The following is a 16,431-nucleotide window of genomic DNA, read 5'->3' on the forward strand; positions in this document are numbered from 1 at the left end:
ATGCCTGACATTGTCGTGCTCCGGTGAGCCCGCTGCCCATGCGCAACAGGCACCTTTAATCACGATTCAACAGAGGTAAGGTTCTCCGTGGGTCGAAAGAGATGCCAGAACTTTGCTACAACTAAGCGGACTGCCGATCCGGGAGGCGAGCTGGAGCAGGCGGCACGACGAGCTCGCGCGAGCTTGAATTAAGTGTGGAGCCGTGACGACCCAGAGGCGGCCGTTGCAACCTGCCATCCAGCTCTCCACAAGCGGTCGTTCGTTCAGCCTTGCTCGGGCACTGGACCGTCAACTTCTGCGATGTGATCCGCGGCACGATCGTTGTTCCCGCTCGTTGGAACGGTGCTCTAGCGGGAACCCACATGACGACCGAAAACGAGAAGCTTACTGCCGAGGGTCGGCGCTCGCTGCTTCGGGGCGTGGCCATCGGCGCGGCAGTCGCGCCGGCGATGCTGGCCGGCGCGACCGCCGAGGCGCAGACACTAGCGTCCGCTGCCGATGACCCGTTGCTCGTGACTGTCGAGCTGACGGTGAACGGTCGGCGCGAGCGGGCGACATTGGACGGGCGAACCACCCTGCTCGACGCGCTGCGCCACCACATTGGGCTGACCGGCAGCAAGAAGGGCTGCGACCACGGCCAGTGCGGGGCCTGCACGGTGCTGGTGGGCGGTCGGCGCGTCCTCGCCTGCCTGACGCTGGCGACGATGGTGCGCGAGCCCGTGACCACCATCGAGGGGCTGGCGAAGCCCGACGGCACGCTCCACCCCATGCAGCAGGCCTTCATCGACCAGGACGCTTTCCAGTGCGGCTATTGCACGCCCGGCCAGATCGTCTCGGCGATCGCCTGCGTGCGGGAGGGCCGCGCGCGCAACGATGACGAGATACGCGAATATATGAGCGGCAATCTGTGCAGGTGCGCCGCCTATCCGCACATCGTCGCCGCGATCAACCAAGCCAAGACGAAGATGGGAGCGGCCTGATGCGCCCGTTCGCCTATGCCCGTGCCGACGACGTCGCCACCGCTGTGCGCGCGGCCGCCCCGCCCGCACCGACGAGCCTCCCGCCGACCGCCGCGCCCGCGCAGTTCATCGCCGGCGGTACGATGATGCTCGACCTGATGAAGCTCGACACGATGCGGCCCGAGCGGCTGGTCGACATCAATTGCCTGGACGCCACGCTCGGCGCGATCCGGCCGGGGCCGGACGCGCTCCGGCTCGGCGCGCTGGTGCGGATGAGCGCGCTCGGCGACGATCCGGTCGTCAACCGCGACTACCCCGTGATCGCGCAGACAATGAACCTCGCCGCCGCCGCGCAGCTCCGTAACATGGCGTCGCTCGGCGGCAACGTGCTCCAGCGCACGCGCTGCCAGTATTTCCGCGATCCGAGCTGGAAGCAGTGCAACAAGCGCGAGCCCGGTTCGGGCTGCGCGGCGCTGACCGGTGTCAACCGCAAGCACGCCGTGCTGGGCGTGTCGGACAAGTGCATCGCCGAATACCCCGGCGACTTCGCACAGGCGCTGGTGGCGCTGGGCGCGAGCGTCAAGACGCAGGGCCCGGCAGGCGCGCGCACCATTCCCTTCGAGCGGCTGCACCTCGGGCCCGACACGCCCGATCGCGAGACGGTGCTCAACCCCGGCGAGCTAATCACGGGACTCATCGTGCCCGCGGGCCCCTGGACGCGCCGATCGCTGTATCTGAAGGTACGCGACCGCCAGTCCTACGCCTATGCGCTCGCCAGCGCAGCGGTGGCGCTGGACCTGGACGGCGACGCGGTGCGCGAGGCGCGGATCGGGCTAGGCGGCGTCGCCTACCGCCCGTGGCGCGCGCACGAGGCGGAGGCGATGCTGAAGGGCAAGCGGCTGGATGAGGCGAGCGCGACCGCCGCGGCGCGGGCCGCCTTCGCGGGCGCCAAGCCGCGCGAGCACAACGGCTACAAGGTCGAGCTTGGCCGGCGCACGCTGGTGCGCGCGCTGATGCAGGCAAAGGCGATGGAGGTGACGGCGTGACCGAACAACAGGGCCAGCCCATGCCTCCCGTCGCGATCGGCCAGCCGACCAGCCGCGTCGACGGGCGCGTCAAGGTGACGGGCGAGGCGCGCTACGGCTCGGACTATGACGGTGACGGCCGCGCCCCGGCCTATGCTTACCTCCGCACCAGCGCGATCGCGCGCGGCCGGATTACACGGCTGGACGAGACGGCGGCGCGCGCAGTGCCGGGCGTACTGGAGATCCTGACCTATAAGAACGTCGGCGACCGGATCAAACCCGGCAAGATCTTCTCCGACAAGGGCTATATGGGCACGTCCATCGCCCCGCTCGCCAGCGACCGCATTCAGCACGACGGCCAGATCGAGGCGGTGGTGATCGGCGAGACGTTCGAGGGCGCGCGCGAGGCGGCGCACCGGCTCGACATCGCGTACGCCGAGGAGCGCCCGTCCGCGACGTTCGGCAGCCCGGGGCTGGAGACGATCACGGCCGAAGCGGCGCAGCAGAAGGCCAAGCAGAAGCAGCAGGCCCAGGGCGGCGGACAGCAGGGCGGCGGACAGTCCAAGGAGGGCGAGGACGAGGGCGAGGAGAAGCCGCAGGTCGGCAACGCGCCGCGCGCCTTCGCCGCGGCGCCGGTGAAGATCGACGAGCGCTACGGCACGCCGACGCAGCACCACAACCCGATCGAGCTGTTCACCACCACGTGCAGCTGGTCCAACGGCCGGCTGACGGTTTGGGAGTCCAGCCAGAACATGTATGGCTTCCAGAACGGGCTGGCCGAGCAGCTGGGGATTGAGCCGGACCGCATTCACGTAATCTCGCCCTATGTCGGTGGGGCGTTCGGCTCGCGCGGGTCGCTGACGCAGCGCACTGCCTTGATCGCGTACGCCGCGCAGAAGGTCGGTCGCCCCGTGCGGCTGGAGGCGACGCGCTCGCAGGGCTTCACCATCGCGACGTATCGCGCCGAGACGCAGCACCGCGTCCGGCTGGGTGCCGGGCATGACGGCAAGCTCCAGGCGCTGATCCACGAAGGCTGGGAAATCTCGTCGCGACCGGACGAGTACAAGGTCGCGGGCACGGACGCGTCGACCCGGCTCTACGCCTGCCCGAACGTGGGGTCGGAGGTCTACATCGTCCACGCCGACCGCAACACGCCCGGCTTCATGCGCTCGCCGCCCGAGACGCCTTACCTGTTCGCGCTGGAGAGCGCGATGGACGAGCTCGCCTACCAGCTGAAGATGGACCCAGTCGAGCTGCGCCGGGTCAACGACACGCAGGTCGAGCCGATCAAGGGCCTGCGCTACACCAGCCGCGCGCTGATGCCCTGCTTCGACGCCGCCGCGCAGGCATTCGGATGGTCCAGGCGGAACCCGCAGCCCGGCTCGACGCGCGACGGCGATTGGCTGATCGGCTGGGGCTGCGCCACGACCATGTACCCGACCCAGATGGGCGCGGCGACCGCGCGCGTGACGCTCAGCCCCGACGGGCAGGCGACCGTGCGCACCGCGACGCACGAGATCGGCAACGGCGTGCGCACCGCGGTCGCGATCGTCGCGGCCGAGGAGCTCCAGCTGCCGATCGACAAGGTCCGCGTCGAGGTGGGTGACAGCGAGCTACCGCCCTCCCCAGTCGCGGGCGGATCGAACAGCACCGCTAGCGTCTGCAATGTCGTCGCCAAGGCCTGCCGCGAGGTGATGGCGAAGAAGGCTGCGGGCACGGGGGGCGCGATCGAGGTCTATGCCGAGAACATCCCGCACGGCGTGAAACCGGACGGCATCCAGAAGCTATACAAGGGACAAGGCAACCTCGCCGGGGGCGCCAAGATGAAGGATCGCATGCAGTTCGCGTTTGGCGCGCAATTCATCGAGGTCCGCGTCCACGCCCACACCGGCGAGGTCCGGGCGCCGCGCGTCGTCGGTGCCTATGCCGCAGGCCGCGTAGTCAACCCGAGGGCGGCGAAGAGCCAGTTGATGGGTGGGCAGATCTGGGGGATCAGCGCCGCGCTGCACGAGGCGACGGAGATCGACCCACGCGCCGCGCGCTACTACAATGACGACCTCGCCGAGTACCTGATACCGGTGAATGCGGACATCATCGACGTTCAGACAATCATGCTGCCCGAGACGGACCGCCAAGTGAACGAGCTGGGTATCAAGGGCCTGGGCGAGCTCGGCAATGTCGGCCTCAACGCGGCGGTCGCGAACGCCGTCTTCCATGCGACCGGCGTGCGGGTGCGCGAGTTGCCGATCAAGATCGAGAAGCTTCTCGGCGCACCGGCGCTCATGGCCTGATTGCTCCCCTTCGTACTATTATGAGCAAGAGCCCGAAGTATGGTACGAGGCTAGATCGACCCATGTGTGGACGGCTCTCCGTTGGCAAGCTTGAACAGTTGCTTCGCGTAGCTGGTTGGTGCGGCCATGTGTCCGACCTGTTGGTGCGGCGCATGGTGCCGCTGGCCGTAATGCCATTCGCGCGTCTCGGGTCCCGATCACAAAGGCGCACTCGAGGTGCCTGGGTCATTGTGGGTTTTCCCGATCCGGCGGTTCAACCGGCTTGTTGCATTAGCTCCTGATCGCCCTTCCCAACCTCGAAGGCGCGGTCACCCGCGCCATGTTTCTACGCGACTTGCGGCTCACGGTAGCGCTCGCCACTGGCCATCATCGCCCAGATCATGCGAGCGTTCTTGTTGCGAGCGCAACCGCCGCCACTTTGGTTTTGCGCCGGGCGAGCAGCTGCACGAGCCATGGCCGCTTGGCCCCGTTCCGCTCGGCGTAGCGCACCACCGCCATGGCGCCGACGATCAGCATCTGGCGTAGGTATTGATGCCCGGCTTTGGTGATGCCGCCGAGCCGCTCCTTGCCCCCGCTCGAGTTCTCCCGTGGTACCAAGCCGATCCATGCGGCAAGGTTGCGGCCTGAGCGGAAGATCGTGGGATCGGGCACAGTGGCAACGATGGCGCTGGCAAGCAGCGGACCGACGCCGGGGATCTCCATCAGCCGGCGGCCAAGCTCTGTCTCGCGCGCGCTCGCCCTGATCCGGCGGTCATTCTCGAGGATCTGCTCCTTCACCATGCGCAGTTGAGCAGCCAGCATCTCCAGGCAGGTACGTGCATCGACCGGCACCCGCCCATCAGACGGATCGGCGATTACGTCGAGGAGCTGGTCGATGCCATTCCTGCCGATCGGCGCCACCACCCCGAACTCGGCAAGGTGCGCCCGCATCGCGTTCGATACCTGTGTCCGCTGGCGGTTGAGGATCAGGCGGACACGATGCAGCATCATCGCGCTCTGCTGCTCGGGAGTCTTGATAGCAACGAAGCGCATGGTCGGCCGGGTCACCGCCTCGCAGATCGCCTCGGCGTCGGCCGCGTCGTTCTTGCCGCGCTTGACGTACGGCTTCACGTACTGCGCCGGCATGAGCTTCACGTCATGGCCGAGCGCGACGAGTTCTCGTGCCCAATAGTGCGACGATGCGCACGCCTCGATGCCGACGAGACACCTCGGCAGCTTCGCAAAGAACTTCAGCATGCGCCCGCGGGTCAGTCGCTGGCGAACCACCGCCGCGCCTTCCGCATCAACACCGTGCACCTGGAAGACGTTCTTCGCGAGATCGAGACCTACAGTCGTGACGTTCCCCATCGTGGCTCTCCCTTCCGGCTCTCCGCAGATCATCCTGCGGGAGGGGTGGAGAGCCGTCCACACATCAGAAGGCGACACTCGGAAGCGCGCAGCCGCATCCCGGAACCAGCCGTTCGTTTACTGGCGCTCCGCTGCTCACGGCGCTCCGCCGCGTGTACCGAACCGGCATTGACATGCGGCAGCGATCATCAACCATAACGACGTAGTGGCGACACGCATCCGCTTCGGCTTGCTCTTCCTTCTCCTGGCTGCGTCCGTACCGGGACCGGCCGGGAGTGTCGCCGCCGGAACCGGCCTGCCTGCGGCGCTCACCCGCCAGGTCGACGGAGCCATCCAGGAGGTGCTGGCCAAGGACGGCACGCCCTCGGCCTCGGTCGCCATCGTTCAGCATGGGCAGGTGGTCTACGCCAAGGCGTTCGGGTTCGCGTCCATCGCGCCACGCCGGGCCGCCACCTCCGACACGCGCTACCAGCTCGCCTCGGCCTCCAAGTCGATCACCGCGCAAACGCTGCTGCTGCTCGCCGCGGACGGCACGCTGTCGCTCGATGCACCCGTCGCCCGCTGGTTGCCGCAGGTCACCGATGCCGGCCGGATCACGGTGCGCGAGCTGCTGGAGCATGTGTCGGGCCTGCCCGACCACTATCCGCAGAGCTACCCCGCAGGACCGCGCGGCGGACCGACCACGCCCGACCGCATCATCGCGGAATGGGGCCGGCACCCGCTGCTGTTCGCGCCCGGCACCCGGTTCCGCTATTCGAACCTGAACTATGTCGTTGCCGGGCGGATCGCGGAGCTCGCGTCGGGCGGGCCGCTGTTTGCGTTTCAGCAGCGGCGCATCTTCGCGCCGCTGGGCATGTTCCATGTCGCCGACCTCGACCGGGTGACGGCGGCGACGCCCGACATCGCGACCGGCTATGTCCAACGGCCTGGCGCCGCTCGAGCCCGCACCCGACGAGGGCGTCGGTTGGTCGTTCGGTGCCGGCCAGATTGTCGCCACCGCCTCCGACCTCGCCCGCTGGGACATCGGCCTGTTGTCGGGCAGGCTCCTGCCCGCGGCGCGGGCGCGCGAGGAGGTCACCCCTCCCGTACTCACGGGCGGAGCGCCGTCGCCTTACGCGCTGGGGCTGTTCGTCTCCCGAAAGAGCGGCCAGCTCGTCTGGTCGCATGTTGGGCAGGGCCTCGGCTTCCTGGCCGGCAACAGCATCTACCCGGACGACGGCACCGCCATCGTGATGCTGACCAACACGAGCGCCGCGCTCAGCATCGCGCACATCGCCGACCAGCTCGCCTTTCTCCTGTTGCCGCCCACGCCAGCCGATGCGCAGGCCAGGATGCTGTTCACCGGGCTGCAGCACGGCGCGACCGACCGCACCGCGCTCACGCCGGCCTTCTCCGCCTTCCTCGACCCGCGCCGATTGCGATCCTATTCCGCCAGCCTTGGCCCGCTCGGCCGCCTGGAGACTTTGGTCCTGAAGAGTGAGGACGAATCGGACGGCGTCACCACGCGGCGTTACGAAGCAACGGCAGGTGGGCAACGGCTGAGCATTCTCTGGGAACGGACTGCCGACGGTCACACCGACGACTTTTTGGTCCAACAATCGGAAGGGTTACGTTCAGACCCAGTTATAGCCGTTCAGCCGCCTTTGCCGGCTCTCCGGAACTAGCCGTTCGTTCAGGCTGCCATGTCCCGCATCAGCGGAGCGTGCCGATCGACCAGGACGGCGCTCGCCTCGTTGAGACCGACGACCTCGACCACCATGCCGTGGCGGCGCATGGCCGATGCGACCTCCTCCAGCGCCCCCACGGCGGTGACGTCCCACAGATGCGCGCCGGTCAGGTCGATCCGGGCGCGCCGCGCCGTATCGCGACGATCGAAGTGGTCAGCGAAGATCTCAGCGCTGGCGAAGAAGACCTGGCCCGAGACGTTGTAGAGCCTCGTGTCGGTCGTCGGATCATGGTCGACCGCGACGCTCATCAGCCGGGTGACCTTGAACGCGAAGAACACGCCGCTCAGCAGGACGCCAACCGCGACGCCGGCGGACAGGTCGTGCGTCGCCACCGTCACCGCCACGGTCGCCAGCATGACGACGCCGGAGACCTTGGGATGGCGGCCGAGATCGCGCAGCGATCCCCAGGAGAAGGTGCTGGCCGACACCATCATCATGATCGCCACCAGCGCCGCGACGGGCACCTGGGCGATCCAGGGGCGCAGCGGCACCATGACGATCAGCAGGAACACGCCCGCGACCAGCGTCGACAGCCGCCCCCTGCCGCCGTAGCGCACGTTGCCGACCGTCTGCCCGATCATGCCGCATCCGGCGATCCCGCCGAACAGCCCCGCCGTGACGTTGGCCAGGCCGAGCCCGGTGCACTCGCGCGCCTTGGAGCTGGTGGTCTCGGTCAGATCGTCGACGACGCGCGCGGTCATCATCGACTCCAGCAGCCCGACCGCCGCCATCGCCAGCGCATAGGGCGAGACGATCGTCAGCGTAGCCCAAGCGATCGGCACCTGAGGCAGTCCCAGCGACGGCAGCGATGCCGGCAATCGGCCGAGATCGCCGACGACGCGCAACGGCATGGGCACGGCAAGGCTGACGACGGTCAGCACAACGACGCAGATCAGCGGCGACGGGATCGCCGCCGTCACCTTGGGCAGCAGGTAGATGATCGCCAGCCCCAGGCCAATCATGGCGTAGCTGTGCCACGTCACGCCGATCATCTGCGGCACCTGCGCGGAGAAGATCAGGATCGCCAACGCGTTGACGAAGCCGGTGCGGACCGAGCGCGAGACGAAGCGCATGAGCACGTCCAGCCGCAGCAGCCCAAAGACGATCTGCAAGGCCCCCGCGAGCAGCGTCGCCGCCAGCAGATAGGGAAGCCCGTGGGCATGGACGAGCGCCGCCGCCACCAGCGCGACCGACCCCGCCGCGCCGGAGATCATCGCGGGTCGTCCACCGGCGAAGGCGATGACGATGCCGATCACGAAGGAGGCGAACAGGCCGACCTCCGGATCGATGCCGGCCACGAACGAGAAGGCGATCACCTCGGGGACGAGGGCGAACGTGCCGACCATCCCGGCCAAAACGTCCCGCCGCATGGCGTGTAAGCCGCCGAACCATTCGGCACGATAATGCGAGATAGACAAAGTCATATAGCAGTCCGCAATCACGACATCCGTGTGCGCTGTGGCTGTGAGGCCGGATGCAGGTGCGTTGTCCGGCGGATCGGCGGCCGGAATAGCCACCCGGGGTCTCACCGGGTCCAAGCGGGTGCGGTCAACTAGCGACAGCGATCAATCGATGCAACACGCGCCGTCCTACGATGTCGACGAGCAACCTGTCGCAGCCTGGTGACCCAGCTCCGGACGCTCAGCATGGCAGCGGCACACTCCAGAATCGGACGCCTGTTCATCTCGTTTCCACAATGGGTTGCGGACGACGACAGCCGGGTGGACGGCTTATTGCCGTCGTCATCTGAACCCCAGCCAGTCTTCCATGGTCGCAAGCTCGGTTCGCAGGGCCTCGTGCACGTGGCCCGGCGTGTCTGGCTCAACATGAGTCGCCTGCACAAGGAGCCTGCGCGCTTGCCGATCAGCCTTTAGATCAACGCGCGCCACCAGCTGGTCGCCGAGTAGAAACGGCAGCACGTAATAGCCGTGCCGACGCTGCTCCGCCGGAACGTAGATCTCGATCCGGTATCGGAACCCAAATAATCGCTCGGTGCGATCACGTGCCCAGATCAGCGGGTCAAACGGCGCAAGCAGCGCCTGCGCATCTATCCGGCGGGGACGGCGTGCGTCGCGATGCAGCCAGGCCTGGCGCCACCCGGGGACATCCACGGGGATCAGCACACCTTGCTCTGCCAGTGTCTTGATCGCGCCCGCCGCCTGCTCGGGGGATTGGCGGAAATAGTCGCGCAAGTCGCCGCTGGTAGCGACTCCGTGCGCCGCCGCGGCACGTTCGATCAGCGCGCAGTGCGCGTCCGCGTCGGTGGGCGTCGGCTGCGCCAGCACGTGAGCGGGAATGACCCGCTCGGTCAGGTCGTAGACGCGCTCAAAGCTGCCGCGCCGCGTGGCAGTGGTGATGTGGCCTGCCCAGAACAGCCACTCGAGCGAGCGCTTGGTGTCGCTCCACTCCCACCAGCCCGACTGCCCCTTGTGACTCTCGAAGTCGGCCGCCGCGAGCGGGCCTTCGATCCGGATGCGGTCGAGCAACGCCATAGCTTCCTCGCGGCGCTCGGTCGCATAGACGCGCATCCGGTTCCATCCCGCCTCACCGCGATCGGCCTGCGCCATTCGCCAGCGCAGCAGCGGATGGAGCGCGAACGGCAGCAGCGACGCCTCGTGCGCCCAATATTCGAACAACCGGCGCTGACGCCTCGGCCCCCAGGCAAGCCGGTCGAGATCGGCCCGATCATAGGCACCCAGCCGCGAGAAGGCGGGCAGGTAATGCGCGCGCGCGAGCACGTTGACGCTGTCGATCTGATGCAGCTGCAACCGGTCGAGCGTGCGGAGCAGCTGGGCTGGACGCGCCACCGCCGGACGCTTCGCACCGAAGCCCTGCGCGGCCAGTGCGATGCGCCGCGCGAGCGACGGACTGATCCGCTCGATCGTCACTGCCCGATGAGGAGGCGAGAAGCTCGGCTTCAGCCCTTGACGGCGGTGAGGTGGGCGCTGAGGTGCTTGTTCATCTCGAACATGCTCACCGACTTCTTGCCAAAGATCTTGGCGAGCTTGTCATCTGCGTTGATCTGGCGCCGGTCCTTGGCATCCTGCAGATCGTGCTTCTTGATGTATTCCCACATCTTGCTGACGACCTCGCTACGCGGCAGGTCCTTCTTGCCGACGATCTCTGCCAGCTCCGCGGATGGGGTCACCGGCGCTGTGATGCCGCCGCGCGCGCCACCGGCGGGCTTGTCGGTCGCCTTCACCTTCTTCTCCGCCGCCGCGGTCTCGTCCTTGCCGCGCTTCTTCGCCGATTGTGCCATCATCCCCTCCGTCACTGCCTGCTCAATGCCAAGGCGCAGCTTATACGCTGCTGCGATCGCAACGGACCAGAGCAAAGCAACACACGCCCTCGCTGGTGATCATCGCCGCCAACGCAATGACGGGACGCGCGTGGTGCTCCTCGGAGCAGCGCAGGCGCGGGGCAATGTCGAGCGCCGCGTCTCAACCGCTCACTGGTTACCTCTAGTGACCCGCTTGACTCAAAAGGCGACATCCAGCGCCCGCTAGCCGCTTCCGAAACTGGCCATCCGTTCATTCCTCGTGGCTGACAGTATCGCGGCTTTGAGACCTTTGAGCGACGACCGAACGGAGCCTGGTTCGGTCAGCCCACATTTTTAAGAAAGGTCATGTTCTGGAAAACCCGGCTAAGCTGAACTCATAAGTCAGTGAGCCGTCCAGCGGGTGTACAGGGCCAGTTTCAACGCCGGATCATCGTTCGCCTGGAAGCTGGCGTAGATGTACATCTTGCCATTCCGGCCGGTGGAATGCAGCGTTTTAGTACCCGCCGCCGGCGATGCGACCTGGTGAGAACACCACCAGCCCCGAAACTCGTCGGACGCCTCGCTCAAGGTTGACACCAGTTTCTCGAAGGCCGGATCGCCCGCCCGCTGATCGTAAGTCGCGCGGAACAGTGCGATCATCCGTTGAGCCTCTTGCGCCCAGTCACTGCCGAACAGCGCCTGTGCGTCGGAGGTCGTCAGCATGTAACGAAGGATATTCCGTTCACCCTCGTCCATGGAGGTGAACCCGAACAGCTCGTCGGCAGCGGCATTCCACGCCAGTACGTCCCAGCGCAATCCGGTGACATAGGCGGGCTCGGGCAGGCTCCTGACGATGATGGCGACGATCTCCGGCACCGTCTCACGAACGAACGGCCGATCGGCATTCCGCGGAGCCAGCCTGTGCAGGTGAGCCGTCTCGGCCTCGTCGAGGCCGAGCGCCCGGGCAAGCGCCGCCATCGTTCCGGCCGACGCCGATACCTCGCGGCCCTGCTCCAGCTTGACGTACCATTCGCAGCTGATCCCGGCCCGGTCGGCGACCTCCTCGCGCCGCAGCCCAGGCGTCCGCCGCCGCCGCGTATCGGAGAGGCCCAGCGCGACAGGATCGAGGCGATGCCGCCGAGACCGCAGGAAATCGCCCAATGGCTTGTTGCCGCTCACGCACGCTCCTGACTGGTACTAGCCGATACCAGGATAAGACCGGGTCTTCTTGGCCGAACGCGGAGGGCCTAGCTTGGATCCCTACCCGCCCGATTGAGGAGAGCGCACATGCCCATGGTCTATATCCAGATGCATGAAGGAAAGGACGCGGCGTACAAGAAGGCCGTGTCGGACGGCATCCACGCCGCCATGATGAACGTGCTCGGTGTGCCGGACGACACGTGGGACCAATTCTTCAACGAGCACAAGCCCGGCAACATGGTCTACGACCCGAACTATTTCGGCGTGCCGCGCAGCCCGGACATGATGTTCATCCACTTTTTCTTCAACACGCGACCCAAGGAAACGAAGGAGCGCTTCTTCGAAGCGGTAGCCGACGAGGTGACGAAGCGTTCGGACCTTCGCCGCGAGGACCTACTCATGGCGATCACCGAAGTGCCGTGGGAGAATTGGTGGGCCTTCGGCCGGACCGTCGATCCGAATACCGGGTTCGACACGCGCATGAAGGGACAGGGCTGATGGACGCCCCCGGTCTGGGTGGCCGCCTGCCGCTGCAACCGCCCGCAAGCCTCGGGCCCGACGCCCGCGCGCTCTATGCCCGGCTTGTCGAAGGGCGGCTGGGTCGAGCAGCCCCGTTCACCAGCCAGACCGACGGCGGCGAGCTGATCGGACCGTTCAACGCCCTTCTCTACGCGCCCGCCATCGGCGGCGGGTTCATTGGCTTCCACGAGGCCGAGGAGCACGCGACACCGCTATCGAAGCGCGTGCGCGAGATCGTGATCCTGTCGGTCGGAGCGGTCTGGGCGTCACCTTACGAAACCTACGCACACCGTGCGGTTGCGTCGCAGGTGGGTTTCTCACCGGATGTGGTCGCCGCCCTCGCCGCCGGTGACTCGTGCGATCAGCTTGGCGACGATGAACGGGCAGCCCAGCGTTTCACACTCGAACTCGCGTGGGAGCGGGTCGTTGGCGATGCGACCTATGCGAAGGCGGAGCAGGCGTTCGGCCGCGAAGGCCTCGTCGCCCTGACCTTGCTGGCGGCGGCGTACACGGCCACCTGCACGATGCTCAAGGCGTTCGCTGTGCCCGCTCCGTCTGGGTGACCGTGCGGCAGCGGCGATCAAGGCGACCGGTGTTTCTCCAGAACTTGGTTTCGGGAAAGCAATCGATCGCCCTTCAGCGTCGCCCGACGTTCTTGAGCGCGTCGACGACGGCCCGAACGGCGGGTGCGAGCGGCGCGCCTCTGGTATAGCAGACGAAGAAGCCTGGAGTGCTGGGCGACCAGTCCGCCAGCACCCGCACCAGCCGGTCATCCTCGATGTAAGGGTGCGCCAGATGCTCGACGCCGTGCCATAGGCCAATGCCTTCAAGGGCAGCGGCGAGCATGAGATCGGGATCGTCCGTCACCAGCGGTCCCGACACGTCGATCAGCAACTCCTGATCGTCCTTGCCGAACCGCCATCGATAGAGGGACCCGCCGGGACCGCTGCAGCAGCCGATGCAAGCGTGACGGGTCAAATCCCTGGGATGGATCGGCACGGCGCGATCGGCGAAATAAGCCGGCGACGCGACGATCGCTGTCTTGAACGAGGGGGTCAGGGCGACCGCAACCAGGTCCTGGCTGATCGTGTCGCCGAGCTGGATACCGAGATCGAAGCCGTCGCCGACCATGTCGCCGGGGTGCTCGACCGTACGCACCTCCAGCGTCAGGTGCGGACAGATGCGCGCAAGGTGCGTCATGGCCGGTCCCACGAGCGTGCGGATCGCGACGCGTGGGGCGGCGAGCCGCACCGTGCCGACCACCTCTCCCTCCAGCCGTCCCGCACCCGCCACCGCGCCGTCGAGTGCCGCCAGCGCGGGCGCGAGGTCGGCGAGCAGCCGTGCGCCCGCCTCGGTCGGGGCGACGGACCGCGTCGTGCGATGCAGCAGGCGCACGCCGAGCCGCGCTTCGAGCGCCTTGACGGCATGGCTGAGCGTCGACGGCGCCAGCCCGAGGTCGCGTGCGGCTCGACGGAAGCTGCGGGCCTGCGCGACGGTCGCGAAGGCAGTGATCTCGGCGAAGTCGCCGGGGCGGAGACGGCTGGTCATTGGTGGTTGTAAGGCAATGGCCTGTTAGCGTGGAGACGACTTATGTCGCGGTCCACGGAGGACCACATCCCTAGCCTAATCGAGAGAGGGTATCCAGAATGAACAATGGTCGTCGTCTCGAAGGTCAGGTCGCGATCGTCACCGGGGCCGGCACGGGCATCGGCGAAGCTTCCGCCCGCGCCTTCGCACGTGAGGGCGCGCGCGTTGCCCTGATCGGCCGCCGCGAGGAACCGCTACACGCCAATGCAGCGGCGATCCGCACGGAAGGCGGCGAGGCGCTGGTGGTCGCCGGCGACGTATCGCGCTCCGACGATGCCGAGCGGATCGTCGCCACCACGGTCGAGCGGTTCGGGCGGCTCGACTGCCTGTTCAACAATGCCGGCATCCAGGGCAAGGGTGGCCCGATCGTCGACATGGACGAAGCGGCGTTCGACGAGCTGATCGCCATCAACCTGAAAGGGCCATGGCTGGTGACCCGCGCGGCGCTGCGCGCGATGGTGCCGGCCGGCCATGGCGGCGCGATCGTCAACACTTCGTCTTTCCTGTCCACGGCCGCCACCGTCGGCACCTCGGGCTATTCAGCGAGCAAGGCAGGGCTGGACGCCATGATCCGGGCGATCGCGCTGGAAGCGGGGCCGCACGGCATCCGCATCAACAACATCAATCCCGGCGTCATCCACACACCGATGCTGCGCGCGCACGGCGACGACATCATTCCGCCGCTCGCGGCGCGCGCGGCGCTCGGCCGGGTGGGGACGCCGGAAGACATCGCCGATGTCGCGGTGTGGCTGTGCACCGAGGAGGCGCGCTTCGTCACCGGCCAGTCGCTGCTCGTCGACGGCGGTTTCACCATCCCAGGTCCGCGCTGAATCGAGCAGGCCCTCCAGCGGCCACGCCCCGAGAAGTTGATCAAGAGCGCCAATGCGAGAGACGGAGTTTTCGGGATTGGAGACGGGCAGTGAAACCCGGCGATTTTCACACGGCGCGATGTAGCGAGCGAACAGTCCAAGCCGCCTCTTCGAGCGACCGGCTCTGATGGAGCGGTTCCCTTCCGCCCGTGGCGGGTCCAAGACACCGGCCATGTCAGTCGCCCCACCCGCATCATCTCTTCGCATCGCCGTACTTGGTGTTGGCAACATCGGGAGCACGTTCGCCTTTCAGCTGGCCCGCACCGGCGGCCACGACGTCACCGTCGTCGCGCGGCCAGGCTCGAAGCGCCTCGAACAGCTCCGGCGCGACGGCGCCATCATCGACGTGAAAGGCGAGCGGGCAGGCGTCCACGTGACGGATGCGCTCGACGAGCAGATCCCGTTCGACCTCGTCATCGTCACGCTCCTGGCGCATCAGGTCGACGCGGTGCTTCCGGCCTTGCGGCGCAGCGCCGCCCGGTGCGTCCAATTCATGTTCAACACCTTCGATCCCGAGCGCCTGTGCGCAGCGGTTGGTCCCGAGCGCTGCGCGTTTGGCATGAACTTCGTCCAGGCGACGTTGGACGGGGACGGCTGGCTCAAGGCTACCATCGGCGCAGGGGGCCAGAAGACCCTCATGGACCAGGAGCGTTGGGTGGCCCTGTTCCACGCAGCAGGGCTGCCGGCCACGGTGGAACGCGACATGCCCTCATGGCTTCGCTGCCACGTCCCGCTGTGCGTGGCCTTCGAGAGCGTCTCCGTGGCCGGTGTGAAGCGCGGCGGCGGCGCATCGTGGAAGGAAGCGTCCGCCTTGGCGCGCGGTGTTCACGCCAGCTTCGGGCTGATCAAGGCTCTGGGCTACCCTGTCTATCCCCGGACCAAGACGCTGATCGACCGTGCGCCGGCGTCAACGTTTGCGGCAGTGCTCTGGTCCATGTCCCGCGTCCGGTCGTTTCGCGAGCTGCTGGCTACGGGTCAGCCCGAATGCGAAGCATTAGTCGACGCCATGATCTCGGCCGCACCGCAAGCTGGAACATTGGTGCGGATAGCCGACATCTCGGCCATGAAGCCGTCGTAAGCTTGCCTGGAACAAAACTGTTGTCGGAGGCGGCTATCGATGACGGCGATGGTGAAAGAAAGCACATACTTACCAAAAAGCTGTTCCCGGTTTTCTATCCCGAACTGCGCGATGGCAAAGGAGGTACGGGACGCAGACGCTTCCTGCACCGCTGCGCGCACCTTCGGAAGCTGACATAAGGAAGTTGATGTCAGACTTGTGCGGTTTCCTCCCGCTCGAAGGGATCGGGCATTGGCCGCAGATGGAGGCAACCAGCCGCGTCAACGATAAGCTGCTCGATTTCCTGCGCGAGGTGAGTGCGAGTGCCTGACCACTGGCTCCCTCGTGACCGGCGGCAGCCGCGGCCTGGGCCGCAACACCGCGGTCAGCATCGCCCGTCATGGCGGTGACGTGGTTCTCACCTGTCGCAGCCGCAAGGTCGATGCGGACGCCGTCGTGGTCGAGATCGAGGCGATGGGCCGCATACATGAGGTCGAGGAGGAAAACTGGGGTGTTTTCGGCAAGCCAGCCGATCTGGCCGCGATGCCCGCCGGCGCTCCGGATGCGCTGGCGATCTGAGGATCACGCCAG

General features: G+C 67.0%; 14 protein-coding genes, 2 pseudogenes and 1 other annotated feature. Of the genes and pseudogenes, 10 read left to right on the forward strand and 6 right to left on the reverse strand.

What is annotated here, in order from left to right:
• Positions 1–362: 362 nt before the first annotated feature.
• From ACOFKX_RS07815 to ACOFKX_RS07825, 3 genes are read left to right on the forward strand one after another with little or no spacing between them, the layout of a single operon-like run.
• On the forward strand, positions 363–980 hold the full coding sequence (locus ACOFKX_RS07815) for a (2Fe-2S)-binding protein (RefSeq protein ID WP_419826454.1): 618 nt from the start codon (positions 363–365) through the stop codon (positions 978–980).
• On the forward strand, positions 980–2,005 hold the full coding sequence (locus ACOFKX_RS07820) for an FAD binding domain-containing protein (RefSeq protein ID WP_419826455.1): 1,026 nt from the start codon (positions 980–982) through the stop codon (positions 2,003–2,005). Before ACOFKX_RS07815 ends, ACOFKX_RS07820 begins: the two co-directional genes overlap by 1 nt.
• Positions 2,002–4,275: a xanthine dehydrogenase family protein molybdopterin-binding subunit gene (locus ACOFKX_RS07825; protein WP_419826456.1), complete on the forward strand. Its 2,274-nt coding sequence runs from the start codon at positions 2,002–2,004 to the stop codon at positions 4,273–4,275. The genes ACOFKX_RS07820 and ACOFKX_RS07825 overlap by 4 nt, the downstream gene beginning before the upstream one ends.
• 325 nt (positions 4,276–4,600) lie before the next feature.
• Here ACOFKX_RS07825 and ACOFKX_RS07830 read toward each other — a convergent pair.
• Positions 4,601–5,622 (reverse strand): annotated as a pseudogene (locus tag ACOFKX_RS07830) (IS110 family transposase).
• Between the two features lie 340 nt (positions 5,623–5,962).
• On the opposite strand from ACOFKX_RS07830, the pseudogene ACOFKX_RS07835 reads away from it, so the two are divergent.
• Positions 5,963–7,286, forward strand: a pseudogene (locus tag ACOFKX_RS07835) (serine hydrolase domain-containing protein).
• Positions 7,287–7,294: 8 nt separating this feature from the next.
• Here ACOFKX_RS07835 and ACOFKX_RS07840 read toward each other — a convergent pair.
• From ACOFKX_RS07840 to ACOFKX_RS07855, 4 genes are all read right to left on the reverse strand, one after another.
• Positions 7,295–8,773: a SulP family inorganic anion transporter gene (locus ACOFKX_RS07840; RefSeq protein WP_419826457.1), complete on the reverse strand. Its 1,479-nt coding sequence runs from the start codon at positions 8,771–8,773 to the stop codon at positions 7,295–7,297.
• A gap of 59 nt (positions 8,774–8,832) precedes the next feature.
• Positions 8,833–8,888 (reverse strand) — a sequence feature (sul1 is cis-regulatory element that is thought to sense ions involved in sulfur or methionine metabolism; They are found in Alphaproteobacteria).
• Positions 8,889–9,091: 203 nt separating this feature from the next.
• Positions 9,092–10,237, reverse strand: a complete 1,146-nt coding sequence (locus ACOFKX_RS07845) for a winged helix-turn-helix domain-containing protein (RefSeq protein ID WP_419826458.1) — start codon at positions 10,235–10,237, stop codon at positions 9,092–9,094.
• Positions 10,238–10,266: 29 nt separating this feature from the next.
• Positions 10,267–10,608, reverse strand: a complete 342-nt coding sequence (locus tag ACOFKX_RS07850) for an SWIB/MDM2 domain-containing protein (protein WP_419826459.1) — start codon at positions 10,606–10,608, stop codon at positions 10,267–10,269.
• 402 nt (positions 10,609–11,010) lie between these two features.
• Complete coding sequence (locus tag ACOFKX_RS07855; RefSeq protein ID WP_419826460.1) at positions 11,011–11,787, reverse strand: helix-turn-helix transcriptional regulator; 777 nt, start codon at positions 11,785–11,787, stop codon at positions 11,011–11,013.
• Between the two features lie 108 nt (positions 11,788–11,895).
• On the opposite strand from ACOFKX_RS07855, the gene ACOFKX_RS07860 reads away from it, so the two are divergent.
• The gene (locus tag ACOFKX_RS07860; protein WP_419826461.1) at positions 11,896–12,306 is read left to right on the forward strand and encodes a tautomerase family protein; all 411 of its coding nucleotides are present in this window, start codon (positions 11,896–11,898) and stop codon (positions 12,304–12,306) included.
• Positions 12,306–12,890 (forward strand): carboxymuconolactone decarboxylase family protein, encoded by a 585-nt coding sequence (locus tag ACOFKX_RS07865; RefSeq protein ID WP_419826462.1) that lies wholly within the window; start codon positions 12,306–12,308, stop codon positions 12,888–12,890. The genes ACOFKX_RS07860 and ACOFKX_RS07865 overlap by 1 nt, the downstream gene beginning before the upstream one ends.
• A 73-nt stretch (positions 12,891–12,963) precedes the next feature.
• Here the strand turns inward: ACOFKX_RS07865 and ACOFKX_RS07870 are convergent, their stop codons facing one another.
• Positions 12,964–13,875 (reverse strand): LysR family transcriptional regulator, encoded by a 912-nt coding sequence (locus tag ACOFKX_RS07870; protein ID WP_419826463.1) that lies wholly within the window; start codon positions 13,873–13,875, stop codon positions 12,964–12,966.
• A gap of 98 nt (positions 13,876–13,973) precedes the next feature.
• Between ACOFKX_RS07870 and ACOFKX_RS07875 the strand changes: the two genes are divergently transcribed.
• The 4 genes from ACOFKX_RS07875 to ACOFKX_RS07890 all read left to right on the forward strand — a co-directional run bounded on the left by ACOFKX_RS07875 (position 13,974) and on the right by ACOFKX_RS07890 (position 16,419).
• Positions 13,974–14,744, forward strand: coding sequence for an SDR family NAD(P)-dependent oxidoreductase (locus tag ACOFKX_RS07875; protein WP_419826464.1), 771 nt, complete (start codon positions 13,974–13,976; stop codon positions 14,742–14,744).
• Positions 14,745–14,955: 211 nt separating this feature from the next.
• Complete coding sequence (locus tag ACOFKX_RS07880) at positions 14,956–15,861, forward strand: ketopantoate reductase family protein (protein WP_419826465.1); 906 nt, start codon at positions 14,956–14,958, stop codon at positions 15,859–15,861.
• A 187-nt stretch (positions 15,862–16,048) separates the two neighbouring features.
• Entirely contained in the window at positions 16,049–16,171 is a 123-nt protein-coding gene (locus ACOFKX_RS07885) for a hypothetical protein (protein WP_419826466.1), read from the forward strand.
• A gap of 14 nt (positions 16,172–16,185) precedes the next feature.
• Positions 16,186–16,419 (forward strand): hypothetical protein, encoded by a 234-nt coding sequence (locus ACOFKX_RS07890; RefSeq protein ID WP_419826467.1) that lies wholly within the window; start codon positions 16,186–16,188, stop codon positions 16,417–16,419.
• The last annotated feature ends 12 nt before the right edge of the window (positions 16,420–16,431 follow it).

The organism is Sphingomonas sp. (assembly GCF_965200105.1).
GTDB lineage: Bacteria > Pseudomonadota > Alphaproteobacteria > Sphingomonadales > Sphingomonadaceae > Solisphingomonas.